Annotated in this window: 16 protein-coding genes; 10 read left to right on the forward strand and 6 right to left on the reverse strand. The window is 67.2% G+C overall.

Features of this window, described 5'->3' with window-relative positions; genetic code table 11:
• Nucleotides 1–10: 10 nt before the first annotated feature.
• The 3 genes from SOM47_RS08660 to SOM47_RS08670 all read right to left on the reverse strand — a co-directional run bounded on the left by SOM47_RS08660 (nt 11) and on the right by SOM47_RS08670 (nt 3,517).
• Entirely contained in the window at nt 11–859 is an 849-nt protein-coding gene (locus tag SOM47_RS08660) for a MurR/RpiR family transcriptional regulator (RefSeq protein WP_042613544.1), read from the reverse strand.
• Between the two features lie 112 nt (nt 860–971).
• Nucleotides 972–2,066, reverse strand: coding sequence for a dipeptide epimerase (locus tag SOM47_RS08665; RefSeq protein WP_320505341.1), 1,095 nt, complete (start codon nt 2,064–2,066; stop codon nt 972–974).
• Nucleotides 2,066–3,517, reverse strand: coding sequence for a C40 family peptidase (locus tag SOM47_RS08670; RefSeq protein WP_320505342.1), 1,452 nt, complete (start codon nt 3,515–3,517; stop codon nt 2,066–2,068). Before SOM47_RS08670 ends, SOM47_RS08665 begins: the two co-directional genes overlap by 1 nt.
• 131 nt (nt 3,518–3,648) lie before the next feature.
• Between SOM47_RS08670 and SOM47_RS08675 the strand changes: the two genes are divergently transcribed.
• From SOM47_RS08675 to hglS, 9 genes are all read left to right on the forward strand, one after another.
• Nucleotides 3,649–5,151 (forward strand): transglutaminase-like domain-containing protein, encoded by a 1,503-nt coding sequence (locus SOM47_RS08675; protein WP_320505343.1) that lies wholly within the window; start codon nt 3,649–3,651, stop codon nt 5,149–5,151.
• Nucleotides 5,152–5,190: 39 nt separating this feature from the next.
• Nucleotides 5,191–8,217 (forward strand): TonB-dependent receptor, encoded by a 3,027-nt coding sequence (locus SOM47_RS08680; protein ID WP_320505344.1) that lies wholly within the window; start codon nt 5,191–5,193, stop codon nt 8,215–8,217.
• Nucleotides 8,218–8,433: 216 nt separating this feature from the next.
• Nucleotides 8,434–9,966 (forward strand): serine hydrolase, encoded by a 1,533-nt coding sequence (locus SOM47_RS08685; RefSeq protein WP_414715783.1) that lies wholly within the window; start codon nt 8,434–8,436, stop codon nt 9,964–9,966.
• Nucleotides 9,899–10,612 (forward strand): M15 family metallopeptidase, encoded by a 714-nt coding sequence (locus SOM47_RS08690; RefSeq protein WP_320505345.1) that lies wholly within the window; start codon nt 9,899–9,901, stop codon nt 10,610–10,612. The genes SOM47_RS08685 and SOM47_RS08690 overlap by 68 nt, the downstream gene beginning before the upstream one ends.
• 34 nt (nt 10,613–10,646) lie before the next feature.
• Nucleotides 10,647–11,024, forward strand: a complete 378-nt coding sequence (locus SOM47_RS08695; protein ID WP_042613550.1) for a hypothetical protein — start codon at nt 10,647–10,649, stop codon at nt 11,022–11,024.
• 219 nt (nt 11,025–11,243) lie between these two features.
• Nucleotides 11,244–11,669, forward strand: a complete 426-nt coding sequence (locus SOM47_RS08700; RefSeq protein ID WP_192084231.1) for an EF-hand domain-containing protein — start codon at nt 11,244–11,246, stop codon at nt 11,667–11,669.
• Between the two features lie 262 nt (nt 11,670–11,931).
• The gene (locus tag SOM47_RS08705) at nt 11,932–12,690 is read left to right on the forward strand and encodes an HAD family hydrolase (RefSeq protein ID WP_320505346.1); all 759 of its coding nucleotides are present in this window, start codon (nt 11,932–11,934) and stop codon (nt 12,688–12,690) included.
• A gap of 36 nt (nt 12,691–12,726) precedes the next feature.
• Nucleotides 12,727–13,218 (forward strand): hypothetical protein, encoded by a 492-nt coding sequence (locus SOM47_RS08710; RefSeq protein ID WP_320505347.1) that lies wholly within the window; start codon nt 12,727–12,729, stop codon nt 13,216–13,218.
• 123 nt (nt 13,219–13,341) lie between these two features.
• Complete coding sequence (gene hglS / locus SOM47_RS08715) at nt 13,342–14,706, forward strand: 2-oxoadipate dioxygenase/decarboxylase HglS (protein ID WP_320505348.1); 1,365 nt, start codon at nt 13,342–13,344, stop codon at nt 14,704–14,706.
• 241 nt (nt 14,707–14,947) lie between these two features.
• On the opposite strand, the gene SOM47_RS08720 is transcribed toward hglS, so the two are convergent.
• The 3 genes from SOM47_RS08720 to scpC all read right to left on the reverse strand — a co-directional run bounded on the left by SOM47_RS08720 (nt 14,948) and on the right by scpC (nt 18,694).
• Nucleotides 14,948–15,907 carry a hypothetical protein gene (locus tag SOM47_RS08720; RefSeq protein ID WP_320505349.1) on the reverse strand — a complete coding sequence of 320 codons (960 nt, stop codon included), beginning with the start codon at nt 15,905–15,907 and terminating at the stop codon, nt 14,948–14,950.
• 128 nt (nt 15,908–16,035) lie between these two features.
• Entirely contained in the window at nt 16,036–16,908 is an 873-nt protein-coding gene (locus tag SOM47_RS08725; protein WP_320505350.1) for a hypothetical protein, read from the reverse strand.
• Nucleotides 16,909–17,179: 271 nt separating this feature from the next.
• Nucleotides 17,180–18,694, reverse strand: a complete 1,515-nt coding sequence (gene scpC, locus SOM47_RS08730; protein WP_320505351.1) for a succinyl-CoA:acetate CoA-transferase ScpC — start codon at nt 18,692–18,694, stop codon at nt 17,180–17,182.
• A 488-nt stretch (nt 18,695–19,182) separates the two neighbouring features.
• On the opposite strand from scpC, the gene glnE reads away from it, so the two are divergent.
• On the forward strand, nt 19,183–21,981 hold the full coding sequence (gene glnE, locus SOM47_RS08735; RefSeq protein ID WP_320505352.1) for a bifunctional [glutamate--ammonia ligase]-adenylyl-L-tyrosine phosphorylase/[glutamate--ammonia-ligase] adenylyltransferase: 2,799 nt from the start codon (nt 19,183–19,185) through the stop codon (nt 21,979–21,981).
• Nucleotides 21,982–22,024: the final 43 nt, after the last annotated feature.

A 22,024-nucleotide genomic window follows, 5' to 3' on the forward strand; every position in this document is an offset into this window, starting at 1 on the left:
GCGGCTCCGGTCAGGTATCCAGCAGGTGTTCGATGCGTTCCAGGTTCACCGCCAGCTGGCGGTTGCGATCCGGATTGGCGTCGCACAACAGCACGAAAACAAAATCCAGCAGGGACTGCAAGGAAGCACGGTACAGCACCTGTGCCATGTGCGGCGCACGGTCCTCGGCGCATACCGCCAGCGAGGCATCGGCATGCGCGCGCAGCGGGTTGGCGGTGTGGCGTGTAATGGAGACCACCTTGCCGCCGAGGTCCTGGAACTGCCGCGACAGCATCGACAGCTGCGGCAGCTTGCCGAACTCGGAGAACACCAGCATCACGTCACCGGGGCGTGCGGCAGACAGGTTGGCCAGCATCAGGATCGGGTCGGCATGGTGCACCACCAGCATGCCCAGCAGGGAAAGCCGCATCGCGAACTCGCGTGCGTACAGGCCATCGTCGCCCAGCCCGTACACGAAAAGCTTCGGCGCAGCATCGACCAGGGCGACGATCCGCTCCACGTCGGCCTGCGGATTGGCCGCACGCGTTTCGTCTTCGGCAGCCGCCTTGCTGGCCTGCAGGGCCTGGGCAATGCGCAGGTAACCATCCCGCCCTTCGGCGACCGCAGGCGCTGAGGACGGTGCGGCACCACTGCGCGCCACGTCCTGGCCGATGGAGAACTTCAGGTCCGGATAGCCCTTGAAACCCAGCTTCTGCGCGAACTTGACCACGCTGGACTGGCTGATACCCAGGGCGCTGGCCAACTGCTGGGAGGAGTAATCGCGCAGCAGGTGCGCGTTTTCAAGGATGAAATCGGCGATGCGGCGCTCGATCGCCGACATCTGCCCGCGCTCGGCGCGGATCTTCAGCAGCGGCGGCATGCAGCAGCATCCGGCGTGCACGGTAGCGCCGCGCCATGGTCGGCGGACTTTCGGCAGGACATCGCGCGGTTTTCCGCCGAGCATGGCTCGGCGCTACGGGCACGAGCAGCACTCAAGCGAGCATCTCCAGCCCACGCACCTCGGTGATGCCCAGCCCCGGCGCGTCACTGATGCTGATTTCCGATTCGTTGAACGTCACCCCGCCGCTGACCGGGTCGAACTGGCCCAGCGACGGCCCATCCAGGTCCACCTTGGTGATCACATCGCTCTTGGCCACGGCCAGATGCACGGCGGCGGCCACGCTGATGCTGGATTCGATCATGCAGCCGATCATGCACGGCACGCCGTGGATGGCGGCGATGTCGGCGATGCGGATCGCGTTGGACAGCCCGCCGGTCTTCATCAACTTGATGTTGACGATGTCCGCAGCGCGCTGCTGGATCAGGTCGATCACCTGGCTTGGATTGAACACACTTTCATCGGCCATCACCGGCGTGTTGACCCGGTCGGTGACGTACTTCAGGCCGGCGATGTCGGCGGCCTTGACCGGCTGCTCGAGCAGCTCCAGCACCACCCCGGCCTCCTCCAGCGCACGCATCGCATGCACCGCCTGCTTGGCGGTCCAGCCCTGGTTGGCATCCAGCCGCAGCAGCGCGCGGCCTTCCACTGCCGCATGGATGGCCTTGACCCGTTCGATGTCCAGGCCGATGTCCTTGCCGACCTTGATCTTCAGCGACTCGAATCCGCGATCCAGCGCGGACAGCGAATCGGCCACCATCTTGTCGATGTAATCCACGCTGATGGTGATGTCGGTGGTGATCACGGGATCGCCACCGCCCAGCATCTGGTACAGCGGTGCGCCGTGCAGCTGCGCCCACAGGTCGTACAGGGCGATTTCCACCGCCGCCTTGGCGCTGCTGTTGCGTTCCATCGAGGACTGCACCAGCCCACACAGGCGGTTGAGGTTGGCCAAGTCCTGGCCGACCAGCCGCGGTTTGATGAAGTGGCGGATCGCTTCGATGATCGACCCGTGCGTGTCGCCGGTGATCACCGCAGTCGCCGCCGCCTCGCCGTAGCCGGTGTGGCCGGTGTCGGTGCGGACCATCACCACCACGTCCTCGACGGTGTCCACGGTGCGCAGCGCGGTCTTGAACGGCGTCTTCAAGGGCACGCGCAGCATGCCCAGTTCGATATCGGTGATCTTCATCAAGGGGTCCGGGGCGTGCGCTGCGGGCGGACCCGCTGGATGTTGGTGATGCGGTCGATGTAGCGCAGGTCATCGCTGGCCATCATCGGTTCCAGGGGAGTGACCGACACGCCGTTGAGGTGCGCCTGGATGCGGGTGCCGTCCTCGCCTTTCCAGCTGCCACCGGCGGTGTCATGGATCACCCAGGTGCGGCCGTCTACATGGCCGATGGCCATCATCACGTGGCCCGGGATGTAGACCAGGTCGCCCACCTGCAACTCAGCCACGGCGCGGTCGCGGCGGGCGGCGGTGTCCTTGTCGGTGAAGGCGATCCGGTCCAGCGCCGGGCTGATGCCCTGCGCGCTGGTATTGCGCGGCAGCAGCACGCCGGCACTGCGGTAGATCTCCGAAACGAAGCCGCTGCAGTCGCGGGTGTCGTAGTCGTGGCCCCAACCGTAGCGCTCGCCAAGGAACTTGTAGGCCTGGGTCAGCAGGGTGCGCGGGGTCAGCGGCAGGTAATCGGCGCTGCTGTCCTGCGAACGCGGCAACAGCGCGGGCACCAGGCTCAGCGCACCATCGGCTTCGCGCACGGGCAGCTGCACCACCCAGCTGGCATGCGCCTGCTGGCCGTTGACCGTCTGTGCCGGCGACCACTGCGCCAGCACCGGCAGGCGCAGGCCCATGTCCAGCTGCAGGCGCGAAACGCGCGGCTCTTCGGGCGTGAACGCGGTATGCGCCACCGCGCCGGTGATCACCCGGTACGGACCCGTCGCGCCGTAACCCAGCACCGTCTGCTTGGAGCCGGTGGCCACGTACTGTGCTTCGATCCACGCGCTGTAGCGCTCGCTGTGCACGAACAGCCATGCCCCGTCGGCGCTGCGGTGGACCACCGCGACCTTGTCGCCGGGGAACAGCGCCGATTCCTGGAAGCGGTCGATGTCGGCGTTCTCGGGGCTGCTGAAGACACGCTGCCGGGTCGGGAAGGTGCGCAGCGCCGCGCGATGCACCACCAGCCCGTACTGCGGCGTGGTGGCGGCGGGCAGTGCGTCCAATGCCAGGTTGGCTTCGATATCCGCGCGCTGGCCGGCGGGGATCGCGGCGCCGTGGGCGTCGTACAGCGTGCGCGCCGGCCAGCGCGACAGCGCGGTGATCGATTCGCGCAGCGCAGCGGCGGGCAGCGATGCGGGCAATGCCGCGATGTCCTGGATGTGCGGGTCTTCGGCGCGCATGCGCGCGTTCTGCGCGGCGATCTGCGCGCGGTCCAGGATCAGCGCATCGGCACCAGGCAGCCGCGCGGCCCAGTACTGCGGCGTCAGGTAGGCCTCGTGCAGGCCGATGACATAAGGCAGGGCGGGGCCGGGATCCGGCGTGGCGGCTGGCGCGCGCGTGAGCGCCGATGCGGCGCTGCTGCCGAAGGCCAGGCACACGGCCAGCATCAGGGCACGGCGTGTGGGGCGGGAAGCCAGGAGCATGTGGCGATTACCCTCATTGAAAGCTGCTGGAATAGTTATTCCTTTCGCAGCGGAACGCAAGAATAAATTATTGACCGGGTATCCCCTGCGTGTTACACAGCTGTTACCACCCGCGCTGGGGAAGTGTCGCTGTGGATACCGTCGTTCGCAAACTGTTGCTGCCTGCTGCTGCCTGCCTGTGCGCGGCGATGGCGTGGGCGCAGCCTGCAACGGATGCGACCACGCCGATACCCGGTTCGGTGTCCGAGGACGCGGTGATTGCGATGATCGACCAGGGGAGATTCGCCGAGGCGGGCACCCATCTGGACGCCTGGCTCGCAAGCCATCCGGGCGCGGCACGCCAAGCACCATCCGCCTTCCAGAAGGAGCGCATGCGGCGCATCCGCCTGGACTTCAGCCTGGATGAAACCGCGGCCAAGGAAAAACTGCGCCACTGGATCCCCGATCTGCGCGATGACGAGTTCGCGCGCTGGGACGAGCAGGGACTGTTGGAGCATTTGGAAATCGATGGCGAGCGGCGGTACTTCAACCGTGCCCCGTCCAACCTGTTCCGGCTCAGCAGCGAGGCCCGCGCACGCCGCCGTGTCGATGCCCCGATGCCGGCCGATGGTCCATACGAAACGCTGACGCCGTATCACGCGCGGGTAGTGGCCGCCGCCGAACGCACTGGCAAGGATTCGGTGCTGCCGCAACGCGTGGAGGTCACCCAGTCACTGGTGGTGAAGGCCGATGCGGTGCCGGCCGGCGAAACGGTGCGCGCCTGGATTCCCTACCCGCGCGAGATTCCCGGCCAGCAGGAGCAGCTGCAGTGGATCGGCAGTTCACCGTCCGGCGCGCAGCTGGCCCCGGCCAGCACGCTGCAGCGCACGGCCTATCTGGAAGCGCCGGCCGTGGCCGGGCAGCCGACCCGTTTCCAGATCCGCTACGCCCTTACCATCAGTGCCCGCCACACCGCCATCGATCCCGCCGCAGTGCAGCCCACGCCAGACCAGCCGGCGCTGGCGCCGTATCTGGCCGAGCAGCCACCGCATGTGCGCTTCAGCCCGGCACTGCGCGCGTTTTCCGAACGCGTGCTGCAGGGTGAGACGCGGCCGTATGAAGTGGTGCGCCTGCTGTACAGCGCAGTCGACCAGATCCCCTGGGCCGGCGCGCGCGAATATTCCACGATCAGCAACATCAGCGACTACGCGCTGCAGGCCGGCCACGCCGACTGCGGCCAGCAGACCCTGCTGCTGATCACCCTGCTGCGCATGAACGGCATTCCCGCGCGCTGGCAGTCCGGCCGCGTGTTCTCCGACAACGTGACCGGCTACAGCAACCTGCACGACTGGGGCGCGGTGTACCTGGCGCCCTACGGATGGCTGCCGATGGACGTCACCACCGGTGCGCTGGACAGCGATCAGCCAGCACTGCGCGACTTCTATCTCGGCGGCATCGACGGCTACCGGATCGCCTTCAACGATGATTTCGGCCAGGCCTTCGTGCCGGCCAAACAGCACTTCCGCTCGGAAACGGTGGACTCGCAGCGCGGCGAGGCCGAGTGGGCAGGCGGCAACCTGTATTTCGACCAGTGGGACGACCAGTTCCAGTGGACGGTACGGCCTGCAGGCGGCAAACCCAGCGCGACACCCTAGTCAACCACACCGTTCAATTTCTGCAGGAGAGAGCAGGGGATGAAGGCAATCAATATCAAGCGGGCGGCGTTGACCGTCGCCCTGGGCGCGTGCCTGGGCATGATCGTGCCCAGCATCGCAACGGCGCAGAATGTTTCCGGCGCAGTCGCCGGCCGGGCCACCGCCGGTGACCTGGTCACCGTGGTCAACCGCGGTACCGGGCTGACCCGCTCGGCCACTGCCGGCAGTGATGGCAGCTATCGGCTCGGCCAGCTGCCGGTCGGTGACTACACCCTGCAGCTGAGCCGCGACGGTGCCGCCCTGGGCGAGCCGGTCAGCGTCAGCGTGGCCGTCGGTGGCACCACCACGGTGAACCTGGCCAGCAGTGGTGGCGTGGTCAACCTGGATGCGCTGCAGGTGGTCGGCTCGCGGGTGATCAACCGGGTAGACGTGTACTCCACCGAGACCTCCTTCAACGTCAACCGCCAGGAAATCTCGCGGCTGCCGGTGGCGCAGGACCTGTCCGCGGTGGCCCTGCTGGCACCGGGCGTGGTGGGCGGCAATTCCTCGTTCGGCGGGCTGTCCTTCGCCGGCTCCTCCGTGGCCGAGAACGCGGTCTACATCAACGGCCTGAACGTCACCGACATGTACACCCGGCGTGGCTTCTCCAGCGCACCGTTCGGCTTCTTCCAGGAATTCCAGGTCAAGACCGGCGGATACTCGGTGGAGTTCGGCCGCTCCACCGGCGGTGTGATCAACGCCGTCACCCGCTCGGGCAGCAACGAGTTCGAAGGCGGTGCAGAAGTCACCTTCGAACCGAATGCGTGGCGCTCGGCCGCCCGCGATCATTTCCATCGCGATGGCTCGCCGCACTCCTACGCCAGCACCGACGCCACCTCGTTCACCAAGACCAACGTCTGGGGTTCCGGCGCGCTGGTGAAGGACAGACTGTTCCTTTTCGCGATGTATGAAAAGCGCGATACAGATGGCAACAACACCTCCTCCGATGGCCGCACCTGGTTCGACAACACCGGCGACGATGATTTCTGGGGGGCAAAGCTGGATTGGAACATCACCGACAACCACACCCTGGAACTGCTCGCGTTCTCCGACGAAACCGAGACCACGCAGGCCTCGTCCGGTTACAACTGGGACACGCAGACGCTGGGCCAGTGGGGCGGTGACACGCTGACCGATGGCGGCGGCAAGAACTGGTCGGCGACCTATACCGGCCGCTTCGGCGAAAGCTTCACCGCCAAGGCGATGGTCGGCCAGAACAACCAGCGGGCGTTCTCCAACTCCACGCTGGACCTGTACTGCGATGCCGTGTTCACCGATGCCACCTATGCGCCGTACCTGGGTCAGCTGAATGGCCTGCGCGCCGGCTGCCACCCCACCGGCACTGCCATCGCCGAGCGCGATGACACCCGCGACGCCGCGCGGCTGGATTTCGAATGGGCGCTGGGCCGCCACCTGCTGCGCTTCGGCGTGGATCGCGAACTGATGACCACCGACCAGTCCACGCGCTATCCGGGGCCGAGCCAGATGACCTACACCGCGTACGCGGCGCGGCCCGGCGATGAAGTCTGGGACGGCGCCAACGCCTACGTACCGGCGGGGGTCAACCAGATGCTGCGCGCGCGCAACCGCGTGTCCGGCGGCACCTTCGAAACCGAAGCAAACGCCTTCTACCTGGAAGATATCTGGAACATCACCTCCACCCTGATGTTGAACCTGGGCGTGCGCTGGGACCGCTTCGAGAACCGCACCGCCGATGGCGATGCCTTCATCAAGATGGACGACCTGATCGCCCCGCGCGTGGGCTTTGCCTGGGACATCAAGGGCGACGGCAGCACCAAGCTGTTCGGCAATGCGGGCCGCTACTACCTGCCGGTGACCAACAACATCAACGTCAACTTCGCCGGTGGGCTCACTGACGAATACAGCTACTACGTGCTCAACGGCTGGCAGCAGCAGAGCAATCCGGTCACCGGTGCGCCGTACATGGCGCCGGTGATCGGCCAGCAGGTCGGTCCCACCGATACCCGCATGAACACCGGCGCGGCCGATCTGCGGCAGAGCGTGGACAAGGACCTGAAGGCGGTCTACCAGGACGAGTACATCCTCGGCTTCCAGACCATGATCAACCAAGCCTGGTCGTGGGGCGTCAACGGCACCTACCGCCGGATGACCCGCGCGCTGGATGACATGCGCCTGAACCATACCCCGTGCGGCCCGACCGGCAGCACGCTGTGGCCGATCGCCAATCCCGGCGAAAGCCTGACCATCTGGGGCGATTCCAGCATCGGCTGCGCCGAGGAAGGCTGGATCACCATCGACACCGCCAACAGCGGCTACCGCAAGGGCGGCAGCGGCGAAGTAGTGGGCTACTCCAAGCCCAAGCGCACCTACAAGGCGCTGGAGTTCCAGCTGGACCGCGCGTGGGACGAGAAGTGGATGTTCAACGCGTCCTACCTGTGGTCCAAGAGCGAGGGCAACTTCGAAGGCCCGGTGAACTCGGACACCAACTACGGCGACACCGGCATGGTCCAGCACTGGGACCATCCTTCCAACAACGAGCGCTACGGCGCGCTGTTCAACGATTTCCGCCACCAGTTCAAGTTCCGCGCGGCCTATGCGTTGAACGAGCAGTGGTCCTTCGGCAGTACGCTGCAGGTGCAGTCCGGCGGCCCGATCACTGCCTTCGGCGTGATGTGGCCGGGCGACACCGTGGCCGGCGGCAGCACCTCCAGCGAGGGCAGCGGGGGCGGCACCGGCTGGCTGTGCGTGGCCAACTGCACCGGCACCTACGACCAGCGGGTATTCGAGCCCACCGCCCGCGGTGCGTTCGGCAACCTGCCGTGGACCTGGACCATGGGCGCCAACGTGACCTGGCGCCTGCCGGTGGACGGCATCGACCTGAGCGCGCGGTTGTCGGTCTACAACCTGTTCAACAACCAGACCGTGATCAACGTGCACCAGCGCTACGAAAGCCAACCGGGTGTCTATCGCGAAGCCACGTTCAAAACCGGCACCCGCTGGCAGGCACCGCGCTACGCACAACTGGTGGTGGCCTGGAACTTCTGACCCGGTAGTGACGGCCGCTGGCCGTCCCGCTTTTGCCCCTGGTGGGTGACGACCGTTGGTCGTCACGCTGTTGCTGCTCCCGCTGCGCTCGCCGAGCAAGGCGATGCCGGTCGTCCTGACCGGCACCCTGCGGGCCGTCGCAAGCGACGTTGGCAGCGGCTCCTGCCGCTGCCTTCGGCGCTACCTCACACGCCCGCCTTTCCGAGGTTGCCCGTCATGTACGCACCCCTGCTGCTGTTTGCCCTGGCAGCGTCCCCGTTCGACGCCATGCTCGAACGCACGGTGCAGCGCGAGCAGTTGCCCGGCATTGCGATGGGCGTGGTGGAAGACGGCAACGTGGTTTACCGCCGCGCCGAAGGCATGCGCGGCGACACCCCGGACGCGCGCATCGACGACGAAACCCTGTTCAAGATCGCCTCCAACAGCAAGGCAATGACCGCCGCCCTGCTCGCCCGCCTGGTGGAACAGGGAAAGCTGCGCTGGGATGACCCGGTCCGCCGCCACCTGCCTTCGTTCACCATGTTCGATCCCTGGGTGGGCGAACAGATGCAGGTACGCGACCTGCTGATCCACAACAGCGGACTCGGACTGGGTGCCGGCGACCTGATGCTGTGGCCCGAGCCCAATCGATTTACCCGCGCCGATATCATCGCCGGGCTGGCGCATCTCAAGCCGGTCACCAGCTTCCGCAGCAGCTATGCCTACGACAACCTGATGTACGTGGTGGCCGGCGAAGTGGCGGCGGCAGCCGGTGGAAAGCCGTACGACCAGCTGATGCGCGAACAGGTGTTCATCCCGCTCGGGTTGTCGCGTTGCCAGGTAGGCGAATGGTCCACCGTAGCGGTCGGCAACATCGCCCAGCCCCACGTACGTCGCGAGGGACACAACGTGGTCGTTGCCGTGGACGGCGATACCAGTCCGGATTCACCGTCGATGGCCGCCGGCGGCATCCGCTGTTCCTTGAACGACATGCTGCGCTGGATGCAGGTGCTGCTGGATCCGGCGTTGGTGCCGGACTGGCTGGGCAGCGAACAGCGCCGCCAGCTGTGGACGCTGCAGATGCCGATGCCCCTGGGCGAGCGGCAACGGCGCTGGGACAACGCGCACTTCGCCGGCTACGGCTACGGCTGGCGCCTTTCCGACCTGGACGGGCAGTGGAAGGTGGCGCATACCGGCACGCTGTCCGGCATGTATTCCTCGCTGGCGCTGCTGCCCGAGCGCAAGGTCGGCGTCGTGCTGCTGATCAACGGGGAAGGCGAAGACGCACGCACCGCGCTCATGCAGGCTGCCTTGAAACACTACACCGCACCGGAAAGCACATCCGGCGTGGACGGCTGGCTGGACCAGCTGGCGCAGGCACGCGCGCCATCACCGACAGAGGCCGATCCGCTGCCGGATACCCGCAGCACCGCGCCCGCGCCGGCAACCGCACTGCACGCCATGCAGGGGCGCTACCGCGACCCGTGGCTCGGTCAGGCCTCACTTTGCCCCATGCAGGGTCGGCTGCGTTTCAGTGTGGACAAATCGCCGCGCCTGCAGGCCGACGTGCTGCAGTTGGGGACGCGCTGGGTGCTGCGCTGGGATAAGCTGGAAGCGGCCGCCCAGGCGTGGCTGCAGCCCACTGCTGCACCCGTCCCGACGTTGGAACTGCGCGCCATCGACCCGGATATCGACTTCAGCTATGACTACCAGGACCTGCACTTCACTCGTACTGGCGATTGCCCTGGCAACGAGCGCACGCGCCGCTGAAGCGCCCACCGTTTCGCCCGCGCGCAGCGCTGCCGAAGCCGGGCTGGTGGAGATCCGCACGCTGTCACCCGGCATCGCGCTGGATATCCGCTACGCCACTGGCAACAACTTCACCGCCCGCCCGGTGCCCGGCTACGCGGCACCTGCCTGCTATCTCCTGCCGCCGGTAGCTGATGCCCTGGCCGGGGTGGAGCGCACGCTGCGCAGCCAGGGCCATGCGTTGCAGGTGCATGATTGCTACCGCCCGGTGCGTTCGGTGCAGGCCTTCGTGGCATGGGCACGGGATCCACACGAAACCTCGCGCAGGGCCACGCAGTACCCGGACGTGGACAAGTCCCGCCTGTTCGCCGAAGGCTACATCGCCGAGCGCTCCGGCCACAGTCGTGCGGCCACCGTGGACGTGGGCCTGATGCAGTGCGAGGCCGGGCGCTGCACGCCGTTGGACATGGGCACCGACTTCGACTTCTTCGGCAAGCGTGCGCATACCGCTGCCGATGGACTCACCCCGTTGCAGCAGGCCAACCGGCAGCGCCTGTTGCAGGCGATGGCCGCCGCAGGGTTCGTCAACTATGCGCAGGAATGGTGGCATTACACCTTCCAGCCCGAGCCGGATCCGCGCACCGCCTACGACGTGCCGGTGGACTGATTCGCGCGGGGTGCCCGGCCATTACACTGTGGCCATGAACCTTCCCCTCCATTTTGGCCTGCTCGGCACCCTGGAAGCCGCTGGCATCGCGCTGCTGGTCGGCCTGCTGGTGTATTTCCTGTTCCACCACATTGCCCGTGCGCTGCGCTGGGCCCACGGCCACGCACTGGGCTGGGCCAGCGGGATCGCGGTGGTCATCTCCGCCGGCATCGACATGTGGAAGCTGTTCTACATGGGCATCGTGCGGATGGAATCGCCGTTCTACGCGCGTCTCTATCTTTCCACCATCCACGATCCCAACGAACTGGGCAGCCGGGTGGTGCTGGAGATCATCGGCGCGTTGTCCGGTGTCGCCCTTGGATGGCTTTTGTTCAGTTCGCGGTCAGCGGCAAAACAGGACGGCGCGGACTGATTTTCGTTTGGCGAGGGTTAAATTCCGGGCCGCTGAATGTGCACCTTACGTCATGCTCACCGGCTTCTAACCAAGCCGGTAGTCGATGAGCGCCGTGTAGTGGTTAATGCCGCGTGTGAGGGCCACCTGCGCCCCAATTTGTGTTCATCGGCACGCTGCCAACGTAGGCCCCGTACGGAATACATGGCCGTGCAACATCACATCCAAGGAGACCACCCAATGACTCTTCGTAACCGCAAGCCGCTGATCGCCCTCCTCGTTGCCGCCGGCAGTGTGTTTACCCTTCCGGCCATGGCGCAGAGCGCCGCACAGGATCAGGCGGCTACTGCACAGGCGCAGGCCGTGCAGGCACAGCAGGCGGCCGCTGCGGCCGGCAACCAGGCAGCCGAAGCCGGTAACGCCGCAGACCAGGCCACGCATGCCGCTGGCCAGGCCGCAGCACAAGCCAACGGCGGCGGCCAGACCTGGGCCAGCATCGATACCGATGGCAACGGCACCATCAGCAAGACCGAGGCACAGGTGAATGCCGGCCTGGCGCAGGTGTTCGACCAGGCCGATACCAACAAGGATGGCGAGCTGTCCGCCGATGAGTACAAGGCCTTCGTGCAGGCCCAGCAGGGCGCCGCCGGCGCACAGGGCAACTAAGTTCCGAGACTGCGGTCCCGGTAGCGCCGAGCCACGCTCGGCGAGCGCACCGCGCGGCAGCATCAGAAGCCGCCGAGCATGGCTATGCCGGTCGTCCTGACCGGAACCCTGCGGGCCGTCGCAGGCGACGTTGGCAGCGGCTCCTGAAGCCGCCTTCGGCGCTACCGCAGGTGCCGACCCGTAGGTGCCGACCTTGGTCGGCACACCCCACCAGGGCGGCCCACGCAGGCCAGTGCGTGGGCCGCCCTGTTATTCTTCACGCATGAACATATCCACGCCCGGGCGCGGCAGCGCCATCGGCCTGGTTGGTTTTGACGGTGACGATACGCTGTGGAAGAGCGAGGATTACTACCGCAAGGCCGAACAGGATTACCTCGACCTGCTCTCGCACTACATCGACGTGCACGACACCCGCACTGCCCGGCATCTGCTGGACGTGCAGCGGCGCAACCTTGCGGTTTTCGGGTACGGCGTCAAGGCGATGACCCTGTCGATGATCGAAGCGGCCATCGAGATCACCGACAGCCGGGTCAGCGCGAAGCACATCCAGTGCATGCTGGACATCGGCCACGACACCCTGCGCCATCCCGTGGAGCTGATCGACGGTGTGCGCGAATCGGTCGCGAAGATCGCCGAGGATCATCCGGTGGTACTCATCACCAAGGGTGACCTGTTCCACCAGGAGGCCAAGATCAAGGTCGCCCAGCTGCACGACCTGTTTCCCCGCATCGAGATCGTGTCGGAGAAGGATCCGGAAACCTACGCGCGCGTGCTGTCCGAGTTCGATCTACCGATCAACCAGTTCGTGATGGTCGGCAACTCGCTGCGCTCGGACATCGAACCGGTGGTGACGCTGGGCGGTTGGGGCGTGCATACCCCGTATGCCGTTACCTGGGCCCACGAAACCGAACATGGCGTGGCCGATGACGAGCCGCGCATGGTCACCGCCGATACGGCCTGGGACTGGCCGGCCGCGCTGCAGGCCATCCAAGCCAAGGCGACGGCCGCGCGCGGTGCGTGACCTGACACCACGGCCCCGCTGCGTCACAATCCCGGCATGAACCGCCTGCTGACAACGCTGCTGTTGCTGTCCCTGCTGCTGGTGCCCGCGATCGCGCCGGCCCAGCAGACGGCGGAGAAATCGGCCACCTACGCGGTGGATACCGGTGATGCGTGGATCGATACCTGGCTGGCGGACATCAACCACTACGCGGAGCGTTACCCGGACAGTTTCCTGGACGAGGTGGCGCGCTACAGCGGCGTGGATCGCGGCTATATCGCCGCGCTCGTCAATAACCACGGCTGGCACGCCGCCGATGTGTACTTCGCCTGTTTCTGGGCGAAGGCCATCCAGGTCAGCTGCCGCCAGGTGGTGAGGGCGTTCAGCGCGCACCGCGAAGGCGGCTGGGAGGCGGCCGTGGAGGCCTTGCCGGTGCCACCGGACAACCTGCACAAGCGCGCGCTGCGCCACGCCATCGTGGCCAGTTACCGGCATTGGGATCGGCCGATCACGCTGGATGCCACGCTGCGCCGCCAGCTGGGCAGGTAGCGCCGCGCCACGCTCGGCGGGCTGCCGGTACCGCCGCCGAGCATGGCTCGGCGCTACCAAAGCAGCGGTGGCCCGGCGACAATGCGAGCCAACGCATGTTCCGTGTTCCTTGCTGGGTATCCCATGAGCGCTGCCGAATTCGTTTCGCCCGATGCCATCCGCCGCCTGTTCGCGCAGGCCATGTCCCGCATGTACCGCAGCGAAGTGCCGCTGTACGGCGACCTGGTCGACCTGGTCGCGCAGATCAACGCGCAGGTGCTGGCCGAAGACACCGCCCTGGCCGCGCAGCTGGAGCGCAACGACGGCCGCGGCCGGCTGGATGAAGAGCGCCACGGCGCCATCCGTGTCGGCACTGCTGAAGAACTGTCGACCCTGCGCCGCCTGTTCGCGGTGATGGGCATGTACCCGGTTGCCTACTACGATCTCAGCGTGGCCGGCGTGCCGGTGCATTCCACCGCGTTCCGCCCGATCGATGGCACAGCGCTGGCCGCCAATCCGTTCCGGGTGTTCACCTCGCTGCTGCGGCTGGAACTGATCGAAGACCCGGCGTTGCGCGAACAGGCGGCACAGATCCTGGCTCGTCGGCGCATCTTCACCGACGCCGCGCTGGCGCTGGTCGAACAGGCCGAGCGCGATGGGGGACTGCACGCCGCAGACGCCGAGCGCTTCGTCAACGAAGCACTGGAAACCTTCCGCTGGCACAGCGATGCCACGGTGGCGCTGGATACCTACCATGCGCTGGGCAACGCGCACCGGCTGATCGCCGACGTGGTCAGTTTCCGCGGCCCGCACATCAACCATCTCACCCCGCGCACGCTGGACATCGATGCGGCGCAGGCCGCGATGATCGAACGCGGCATGGCCGCCAAAGCAGTCATCGAAGGCCCGCCGCGCCGCCGCTGCCCGATCCTGCTGCGGCAGACCAGCTTCAAGGCGCTGGAAGAGGCCGTGCATTTCCCCAAGGACGGCGGCGGCGATGCCGGTACCCACACCGCGCGCTTCGGCGAGATCGAGCAGCGCGGCCTGGCGTTGACCCCGAAAGGCCGCGCGTTGTACGACCAGTTGCTGGCGCAGGCACGCGAAACCGAAGGCGCCGGCAGCACCGGCGGCGACTATGGCCAGCGCTTGCAAGCGGCCTTCGCTGGCTTCCCGGACGACCACGCCACGCTGCGCGCGGAGGGGCTGGGCTACTACCGTTACCTGCTCACCGCTGCCGGCCGTGCAGCCCAGCAGCGCGTGGCCGAACTGCCGGCTGAAGTGCTCATCGCCGAAGGCCTGGCCACGGCCGATCCGATCATCTACGAAGATTTCCTGCCGGTCAGCGCGGCGGGCATCTTCCAGTCCAACCTGGGCGGGGGCGAACAGCGCGCGTATGCAGCGCATGCCAACCGCGAAGCGTTCGAAGCCGCGCTGGGCGCCCGGGTGCACGACGAGTTCGCGCTGTACGAGCAGCTGCAGCAGGATTCACTGGTCGCGCTGCGCGGCTGAGCCGGCCGGCGAGCCGCCGCGCGCCGCTGGCGAAGCGATTTCCCTGCGCAGCTCCAGCATGACGTCCATGGCCAGCACGCTGTCCAGGTCCAGTGCAAAGGCGATGCGGGTCGATTCCAGCGAATCGTCGCCGGCCCGCGCGCGCAGTTGCGGATCGGTTGCAAAGGCGGAAGGCGCGGCCCACCGCCAGTTGAGCCAGCCACTTCAGGATCGCTTCAGGCCTGCGGTCATCGCGGCCCGCTCAGATCCCGAGATGAAACGGCAGCCCGTGTGAGGCGTCGAGTCGCTGCCTGCGGGCCAGCACGGGCGCAACTTGGTGCACCCATTCGCGCAGTTCCGTGTGGGTCACATGGAAGTCCTCGCAGACGGCATCGGCAGGCTTGCCTTGGCGCAGCGCCTGTATCAGCGGGCCATGGAACATCGCCGGATCCTTGCCCTGGCAGGCGAGGGCATAGAGGTTGTCCTTGCCACCGATCAGCAGCGTCCACAGGTGCAATCGTGCCTCGCCAGCCACATGACCGCCTTGGCCGAGGTTGTAACGCGCCCACAGATCATGGCAGCAGACCGGCATATCCTGGTCAAGTGCATGCCGGACCTCGCCAATCGCAGCGCTCGGCCAGTGCATCAGCACGTCGATCTCATCACGCAGCGCCCGGTAGTCCGAGCCTGCCTCGGCGGCAGCCACCCGTGGAAATACCCACTTGGCGCGCAAAGTGAAGCCACTCATGCCCTCGCGCTCGTGGCCCTGTTCGCGTGCCCGGATGACCTGTTGTGACAGCCTGCGCAGCGACGCGGCCTGTTCCAGCAAGCGCGTGGGATCATCCAGATGCACCTTGCGAAACGGCAGAGGTGCCGGCGCATTGGCACAATCCCGGCGCAGGTGTTTCCAGGCGTATCCGTCGGGCAGCGAGGTGATCACCGCCTGCAGCGCATCGGCCACGACGGACGCTTCCTGCGTTCCGCACTGGTCGATATGGTCCAGCACGCAGGACAGCGCCTGTTCGCGGCACATATCGGCCACACGCGCAACAAAGGCCAGCGGCCGGTCACCGCCGCCCTCGACAAGCGCCGGCTGAAGCGCCGGCGCTGCGGAAGCGGCCAGGTTGGCAACGGAGCGCGGGCGCGGCTCCGTGCGGGTCATCGTTGCAGCGTGCGGCGTCGTTGCAATCCTGGAAGGGGCGTCGGAGCGGATCGGCTGCATGCGGAGCGGGTCCTTGGGTCTGGCCTTGTAGTTGACCGCGTGCGCTCAACCGATGCTTCCAGCAAAACGTCACGCCTGCACCCTGCCGCGACATGCCGGGCTCATGGCTTGGCGGCGAAGGTCTGCTGTCAGCGTTGCAGCCTGTTCTGCGTTTGGCACACCGGGTGGGCGGGTGCGTTCGCAGCGGGTGGTCCGGCGACCGCCTGCAGCGCCCGCAGCGCGTCAACGGCGTCCAGCTCATGCCAGGAGATCGAATCCATCTCGTGCAATGGCAGGCCAGCGCGCAGTTTGCCTGCGTTCGCCTGCACCCAGGTTCGCAGGCTGGGATGGTCCAGCGGGTAACGTGCGAGCACTTCGTCGGGGTCCATTCCATCGCGCAGCGCGTTGACCACGGCGCCGTCGTAGTGGCACGCGGGTGGGAAGGGATAGTGCTGGCCCGGATCGCGCCGCACGGCGTCGCCGATGATCAACAACGCCCGGATGCGACGCGCCAGCTCGCGGGAATGACGCGCGTGATCATCCAACGCGTAGGCGGACCATAACGGCCGCAGCGCATCGGTATCCTGGCGTTGCAGAGCATGGACAACGTCCCCGAAGGCGCGTTGTTGCCAATGCATCCACTCGTCGAGCGTGCTCTGCAGCTCGCTTGCGTGCATCGCGCGGCCCGCCGGGCCGCCATCGCTGGCGGTCTCCCTCGGCCGCTTCGGCGGTGACGGGCCATCGAGGTCGCCAAGTGCGCTGCGCAGCTGCCGGCTTCGCTCGATGAAACCCTGCATCCCGGGCCGATCTGATCCAGTGGCACTGACTGCTTCGGCCAGGGATTCCAGCGCGCATCGATACGCTCGCAGGACCTCCCACTGCGCCGCGGCCCCAGCAGGGAGGTCCCTGACCACCAGCGCCCGCCACTGCCAGTCCCTGCCCATGTTGAGGATCAGCCTCTGCAGCGCGGTGTCGCGCACGCATGCGTCGTACGGCCCAGGAGCCCGGGCAAGCCAGTCCATGGCCGCCGGCAAGCCTTGGTAGACACACAGGTGTTCCGCATGCGCGGCTACGTCCGCAGGACGCGCCGGCCCCTCCTGGTTGACCACCGAACACGGCGCAGCCGGACGATGAGGTAGGGCGGCCTGGGCCAGGGCGACGGCGGGCGGAGCGTGCGGAAGAGTGGTTGACCAGACAGGATGCATGGGATGCGCGACCACGAGGGGAAACCCTCATTCCACCCGGTCGCGCAGCGACGCGCCTTCAGAAAAGGCTCGCCCCACCGTGCTGCCGTCAGGCCTTCATCGTGCCGGTATCCAGCCAGCGCTGATGCCAGCTCAGCGCCTCGGGCAGCAGGTGTGGGGTGTGCTTGCCGTAACTGTCCCGGCTGGCGCGGTCGAAGTAATCCTGCAGCTGTGCACGGAAATCCGGATGCGCGCAGTTGTCGATCACCACCTGCGCGCGCTTGCGCGGAGTCAGCCCACGCAGGTCGGCCAGGCCCTGTTCGGTGACGATCACCGATACATCGTGCTCGGTGTGGTCGACATGGCTGACCATCGGCACGATGGCCGAAATGCTGCCGTTCTTCGCAGTGGACGGGCTGAGGAAGGCCGACAGGAAACCGTTGCGCGCGAAGTCACCGGAACCGCCGATGCCGTTCATGATCCGCGTGCCCATCACGTGGGTCGAATTGACGTTGCCGTACAGGTCCGCTTCGATCATTCCGTTCATGCCGATGCAGCCGAGGCGGCGCACAAGTTCCGGATGGTTGGAGATTTCCTGCGTGCGCATGATGATGCGCTCGCGGTAGAAATCGATGTTCTCCTTGAACGTTTCGTTGGCCTGCGGGCTCAGCGCGAAACCGGTGCACGAGGCGTAGCTGAGCACGCCATCGCGGAGCAGGTCGAGCATGCCGTCCTGGATCACTTCGGTGAAGGCAGCAAGGTCGCGGAAGCCGCTCTTGGCCAGCCCGGCCAGCACCGCGTTGGGGATATTGCCCACGCCGCTCTGCAGCGGCAGCAGGTTGGCCGGCAGGCGCCCCTTGGCCACTTCGTGCTTGAGGAATTCGATCAGGTGCGCGGCGATCTGCTCGCTGGTGGCGTCGATCGGACTGAACGGACTGTTGCGGTCCGGCCCGTTGGTGCGCACCACCGCCACGATCTTGTCCGGGTCGCAGCGCAGCGTGGTCTCACCGATGCGGTCGTTGGCCTGCACCAGCGGGATCGGCTTGCGGTGTGGCGGCAACGCGGTGCCGTAGTAGATGTCATGCATGCCGTCCACGCCGGCCGGCTGCCACTCGTTGACCTCGATGATCACCTTCTTGGCCAGGTCCAGCCAGGTCTTGTTGTTGCCGACCGAGGTGGACGGCACCAGCGAGCCGTCCTCGCGGATCGCCGAGACTTCCAGCACCGCCGTGTCGATATCGCCGTAGAAGCCGAACCACACATGCTGGGCGACGTGGCTGAGGTGGATGTCGATGTAATCCAGCTTGCCTTCGTTGATGCGGTTGCGCGCATCCGGATCGCTCTGGAACGGCATGCGCATGGCGATGCCATCGGCCTTGGCCAGCGCACCGTCCAGCTCCGGGGCGGTGGAGGCGCCGGTCATCAGGCTGATCTGGAACGGCAGCCCTTGCGCGTGCACCGCTTCGATGCGGCGGGCCAGTTCCACCGGCACCGCCTTGGGGTAACCGGAGCCGGTGAAGCCGCTCATGGCGACGGTTTCACCCGGCTGGATGAGCGCGGCTGCGGCCTCGGCGGAGACCACGCGGTCACGGAGACGCGCGTTGGCGATGCGATCTGCAGGCATGACGACGATGTTTCGTGGGGGAAACCCCGATTATCGGCCAAACCCATCCGTACGGGACCTGCGACCTTGGTGGGATGGCGCTTCCAGCGTGAAGGCTTCTGTACCCTCCGGTATTGTTTTGCACTGCAGCGTGCAATGTGGTTTTGCAGTCGGCACGATGGACCTGCATCCCGACGTGGGGGAGGGAGCAGAGCCCGCTGGCAGTTCGCTGCAAGCGGGCTTTTTTACGCCTGCAGGGTACAGCTGAACAGGCTCCTGCCCGCGGTAGTGACGGCCGCTGGCCGTCAGCGCCTGCCCTGGGTGGGTGACGACCGTTGGTCGTCACGCGGTTGCTTGCCGCTGCGCTCGCCGAGCATGGCTCGGCGCTACCGCTCTCGCCTGCGGTAGTGACGGCCGCTTGTGGGTGACGACCGTCGGTCGTCACGCTGTTGCCCTCGGCAGTGACGGCCGCTGGCCGTCAACAGGCCGCAGCGCCCTACAATCCTCCCATGACCCAACCCTTCGCGCCGCTCCCCGACGACCTCGTCCCATTGGCTGACCGTGCCCTCGCGCGGCTGGCCGTCGCACTGGGCACCGCGCCGGACAGCGGCCTGCAACCCTTCCTGCGCCAACTGGCCCTCGCCAGTGATTTCGCCATCGACACCCTGTGCCGACAACCTGCCCTACTGTCGCATCTGGCACAGGACGGCTGCCCGCCGCTGGCCCCGCCGGTGCTGGAACCGCAGCAGCCGGCCGACTGGCCGGGCCTGCTGCGACGCTACCGCGCGGCGATGTCGACCCGTCTGGTGTGGCGTGACCTGGCCGGGATGGACAGCGTGCAGCAGACCCTGGCCGGGTCCACCGGACTGGCCGAACAGTGCCTGCAGCTGGCGCTGGGCGCGCTGGAAACCGAGTTCGCCAGCCGCCACGGCGTGGTCCGCGATGACGCCGGCAAGGCGCAACGGCTGGTGGTGTTCGGGCTGGGCAAACTGGGCGGCGGCGAACTGAATTTCAGTTCCGACGTTGACCTGGTGTACGCCTTCGCGCAGCGCGGTGAATCCGATGGCGGGCGCCCGCTGGATGCCGATGAATACTTCGCCCGGCTCGGCCAGCGGCTGGCCAAACTGCTCGATGACACCACCGCCGATGGCTTCAGCCATCGCGTCGACCTGCGCCTGCGCCCGTTCGGCCGGGCCGGCCGGGTGGCGATGTCGTTCGCGGCGATGGACCAGTATTTCCAGCGCGAAGGCCGCGATTGGGAACGCTATGCCTGGCTGAAGGCACGCACGGTGGCCGGTGACATCGAAGCGGGCGAGGAGTGGCTGGCATCACTGCGCCCGTTCGTGTATCGCCGCTACCTGGACTTCACCGCGCTGGATGGACTGCGCGACATGAAGGCGGCGATCACCGCCGAAGTGGCGCGGCGTGACATGCACGAGGACATAAAGCGCGGTGCCGGTGGCATCCGCGAAATCGAGTTCCTGTGCCAGTCGCTGCAGTTGATCCGTGCCGGCCGCGAACCCGTGCTGCGCGAGCGGCGGCTGCTGCATGCGCTGGCCGCGTTGGTGGACGCGGGGCAGATCGCCGCCGAAGACGGGGCGGCGCTGCACGAGGCTTACCTGTTCCTGCGCCGGCTGGAAAACCGGCTGCAGATGCTGCGCGACGCGCAGACCCATACCCTGCCGGCCGATCCGCTGGACCGGCTGCGGATTGCGATCGGGTTGGGTTACCCGGACTTCCACAGCCTGCGCGATGCGTTGGCCGTGCAGCAGCAGCGCGTCAGTACCGAATTCGGCGCGCTGCTGGCCCCGCGCAAGGGCAAGGCCGCGCCGGATGCGGTGGCCAGCTACTGGCGCGGCCTGCCCGAACACGGCGACGCCCAACTGCTGGTGGAAGCCGGCTTCGCCGATGCCCACGGCGCGGACCAGATGCTGCGTGATTTCGCGCAGTCATCCGGGGTGAAGTCGCTGTCCGATGGCGCGCGCACGCGACTGGACCGCGTGCTGCCGGCGCTGCTGCATGCCGCTACCCGGTCACCGCAGCCCGATGCCGCGCTCAAGCGCGTGCTGGGCCTGCTGCAGGCGATCCTGCGCCGCACCAGTTACCTGGCGCTGTTGGACGAACAACCCAGTTCGATGGCGCGGCTGGTGGACGTGCTGGCACGCAGCGCGCTGCTGGCCGAACGGCTGGAAGCCTACCCGCTGCTGCTGGATGAACTGCTGGACGTGCGCGTGTCCGGGCCGCTGCCCAGCCGCGAGGAAATGCAGGCCGAGTGCGCGCAGGTGCTGGCGGTGGAAGACCCCGAATCGGCGCTGCGCTGGCTCAACGAGATCCGCCTGGCACTGAGCTTCCGCATGGCGATGGCCAGCCTGGATGGCCGCCAGGGCGCGGTGGACAGCACCCGCCAGCTGGCCGAACTGGCGCAGGTGGTGGTGGATGTCGTGTTGCAGCTGGCACAGGCGGACATGCGCCGCGCGCACGGTGACATCCCCGGTGGGCGCTTTGCGATCATCGGTTACGGCAGCCTGGGCGGGCTGGAACTGGGCTTCGGATCGGACCTGGATCTGGTGTTCCTGCACGACAATCCAGCCGACGTGGAGGCCAGTGATGGCGCCCGTCCGCTGGAGCCCGGGCGCTGGTATGCACGGCTTGCGCAGAAGGTGATGGCCCTGCTGGGCGCGGTGACCGCCGGCGGACGGCTGTATGACATCGACGTGCGGCTGCGCCCGGATGGCGGCAAGGGGGCGCTGGTGTCATCGCTGGCGAGCTACCGCGAATACCAGCGCGAACGCGCATGGACCTGGGAACACCAGGCGCTGGTGCGCGCGCGCGGCGTGGCCGGTGATGCCGGCCTGCTGGAAGCCTTTGAAGACGTACGCGCGCAGACGGTGGGCCGCCCGCGCGAGCGCGAGGTGCTGCACGCGGACATCGTCAAGATGCGCCAGCGCATGCGCGCCGAACTGGACCGCAGCGATGCCGCGCGGATGGACCTCAAGCAGGGCGCGGGCGGGGTGGTGGACCTGGAGTTCCTGCTGCAGGCCGGCGTGTTGGGGGCAGCGTCCGCGCATCCGGCGCTGCTTGAACCCCGTGATACGCGGGGGCTCATCGACGCACTGGCTGCCAGCGGCTGGCTGCCGTGCGAACGGGCCACTGCACTGCAGGCCGCCCACGCGACCCTGCTGGAGTTGGGACTGGCCTGCACGCTGGACCGCCGCCCGCGCATGGCCGCACCGAGTGACGCGCTGGAACAGGCACGCGCGAGCATCAGCGCCGCGTGCGTGGAAGCAGGCCTCCCGTTCGACGCCTGACGCCGGGGTAATGACGGCATTGGTGGGTGGCGACCAAGGTCGC

Origin of the sequence: Stenotrophomonas sp. CFBP8980 (genome assembly GCF_034046095.1) — a bacterium.
In the GTDB taxonomy this organism is placed as follows: domain Bacteria; phylum Pseudomonadota; class Gammaproteobacteria; order Xanthomonadales; family Xanthomonadaceae; genus Stenotrophomonas; species Stenotrophomonas lacuserhaii.

What these genes read in the sequence shown, in the direction of transcription:
- glnE (WP_320505352.1), top strand. Translation starts at nt 19,183, where the DNA reads ATGACCCAACCCTTCGCGCCGCTCCCCGACGACCTCGTCCCATTGGCT.
- SOM47_RS08720 (WP_320505349.1), bottom strand. Translation starts at nt 15,907, where the DNA reads ATGCAGCCGATCCGCTCCGACGCCCCTTCCAGGATTGCAACGACGCCG.
- SOM47_RS08695 (WP_042613550.1), top strand. Translation starts at nt 10,647, where the DNA reads ATGAACCTTCCCCTCCATTTTGGCCTGCTCGGCACCCTGGAAGCCGCT.
- SOM47_RS08680 (WP_320505344.1), top strand. Translation starts at nt 5,191, where the DNA reads ATGAAGGCAATCAATATCAAGCGGGCGGCGTTGACCGTCGCCCTGGGC.
- SOM47_RS08665 (WP_320505341.1), bottom strand. Translation starts at nt 2,066, where the DNA reads ATGAAGATCACCGATATCGAACTGGGCATGCTGCGCGTGCCCTTGAAG.
- SOM47_RS08700 (WP_192084231.1), top strand. Translation starts at nt 11,244, where the DNA reads ATGACTCTTCGTAACCGCAAGCCGCTGATCGCCCTCCTCGTTGCCGCC.
- SOM47_RS08685 (WP_414715783.1), top strand. Translation starts at nt 8,434, where the DNA reads ATGTACGCACCCCTGCTGCTGTTTGCCCTGGCAGCGTCCCCGTTCGAC.
- scpC (WP_320505351.1), bottom strand. Translation starts at nt 18,694, where the DNA reads ATGCCTGCAGATCGCATCGCCAACGCGCGTCTCCGTGACCGCGTGGTC.
- SOM47_RS08705 (WP_320505346.1), top strand. Translation starts at nt 11,932, where the DNA reads ATGAACATATCCACGCCCGGGCGCGGCAGCGCCATCGGCCTGGTTGGT.
- SOM47_RS08725 (WP_320505350.1), bottom strand. Translation starts at nt 16,908, where the DNA reads ATGGACTGGCTTGCCCGGGCTCCTGGGCCGTACGACGCATGCGTGCGC.
- SOM47_RS08670 (WP_320505342.1), bottom strand. Translation starts at nt 3,517, where the DNA reads ATGCTCCTGGCTTCCCGCCCCACACGCCGTGCCCTGATGCTGGCCGTG.
- SOM47_RS08690 (WP_320505345.1), top strand. Translation starts at nt 9,899, where the DNA reads ATGACTACCAGGACCTGCACTTCACTCGTACTGGCGATTGCCCTGGCA.
- SOM47_RS08660 (WP_042613544.1), bottom strand. Translation starts at nt 859, where the DNA reads ATGCCGCCGCTGCTGAAGATCCGCGCCGAGCGCGGGCAGATGTCGGCG.
- SOM47_RS08710 (WP_320505347.1), top strand. Translation starts at nt 12,727, where the DNA reads ATGAACCGCCTGCTGACAACGCTGCTGTTGCTGTCCCTGCTGCTGGTG.
- hglS (WP_320505348.1), top strand. Translation starts at nt 13,342, where the DNA reads ATGAGCGCTGCCGAATTCGTTTCGCCCGATGCCATCCGCCGCCTGTTC.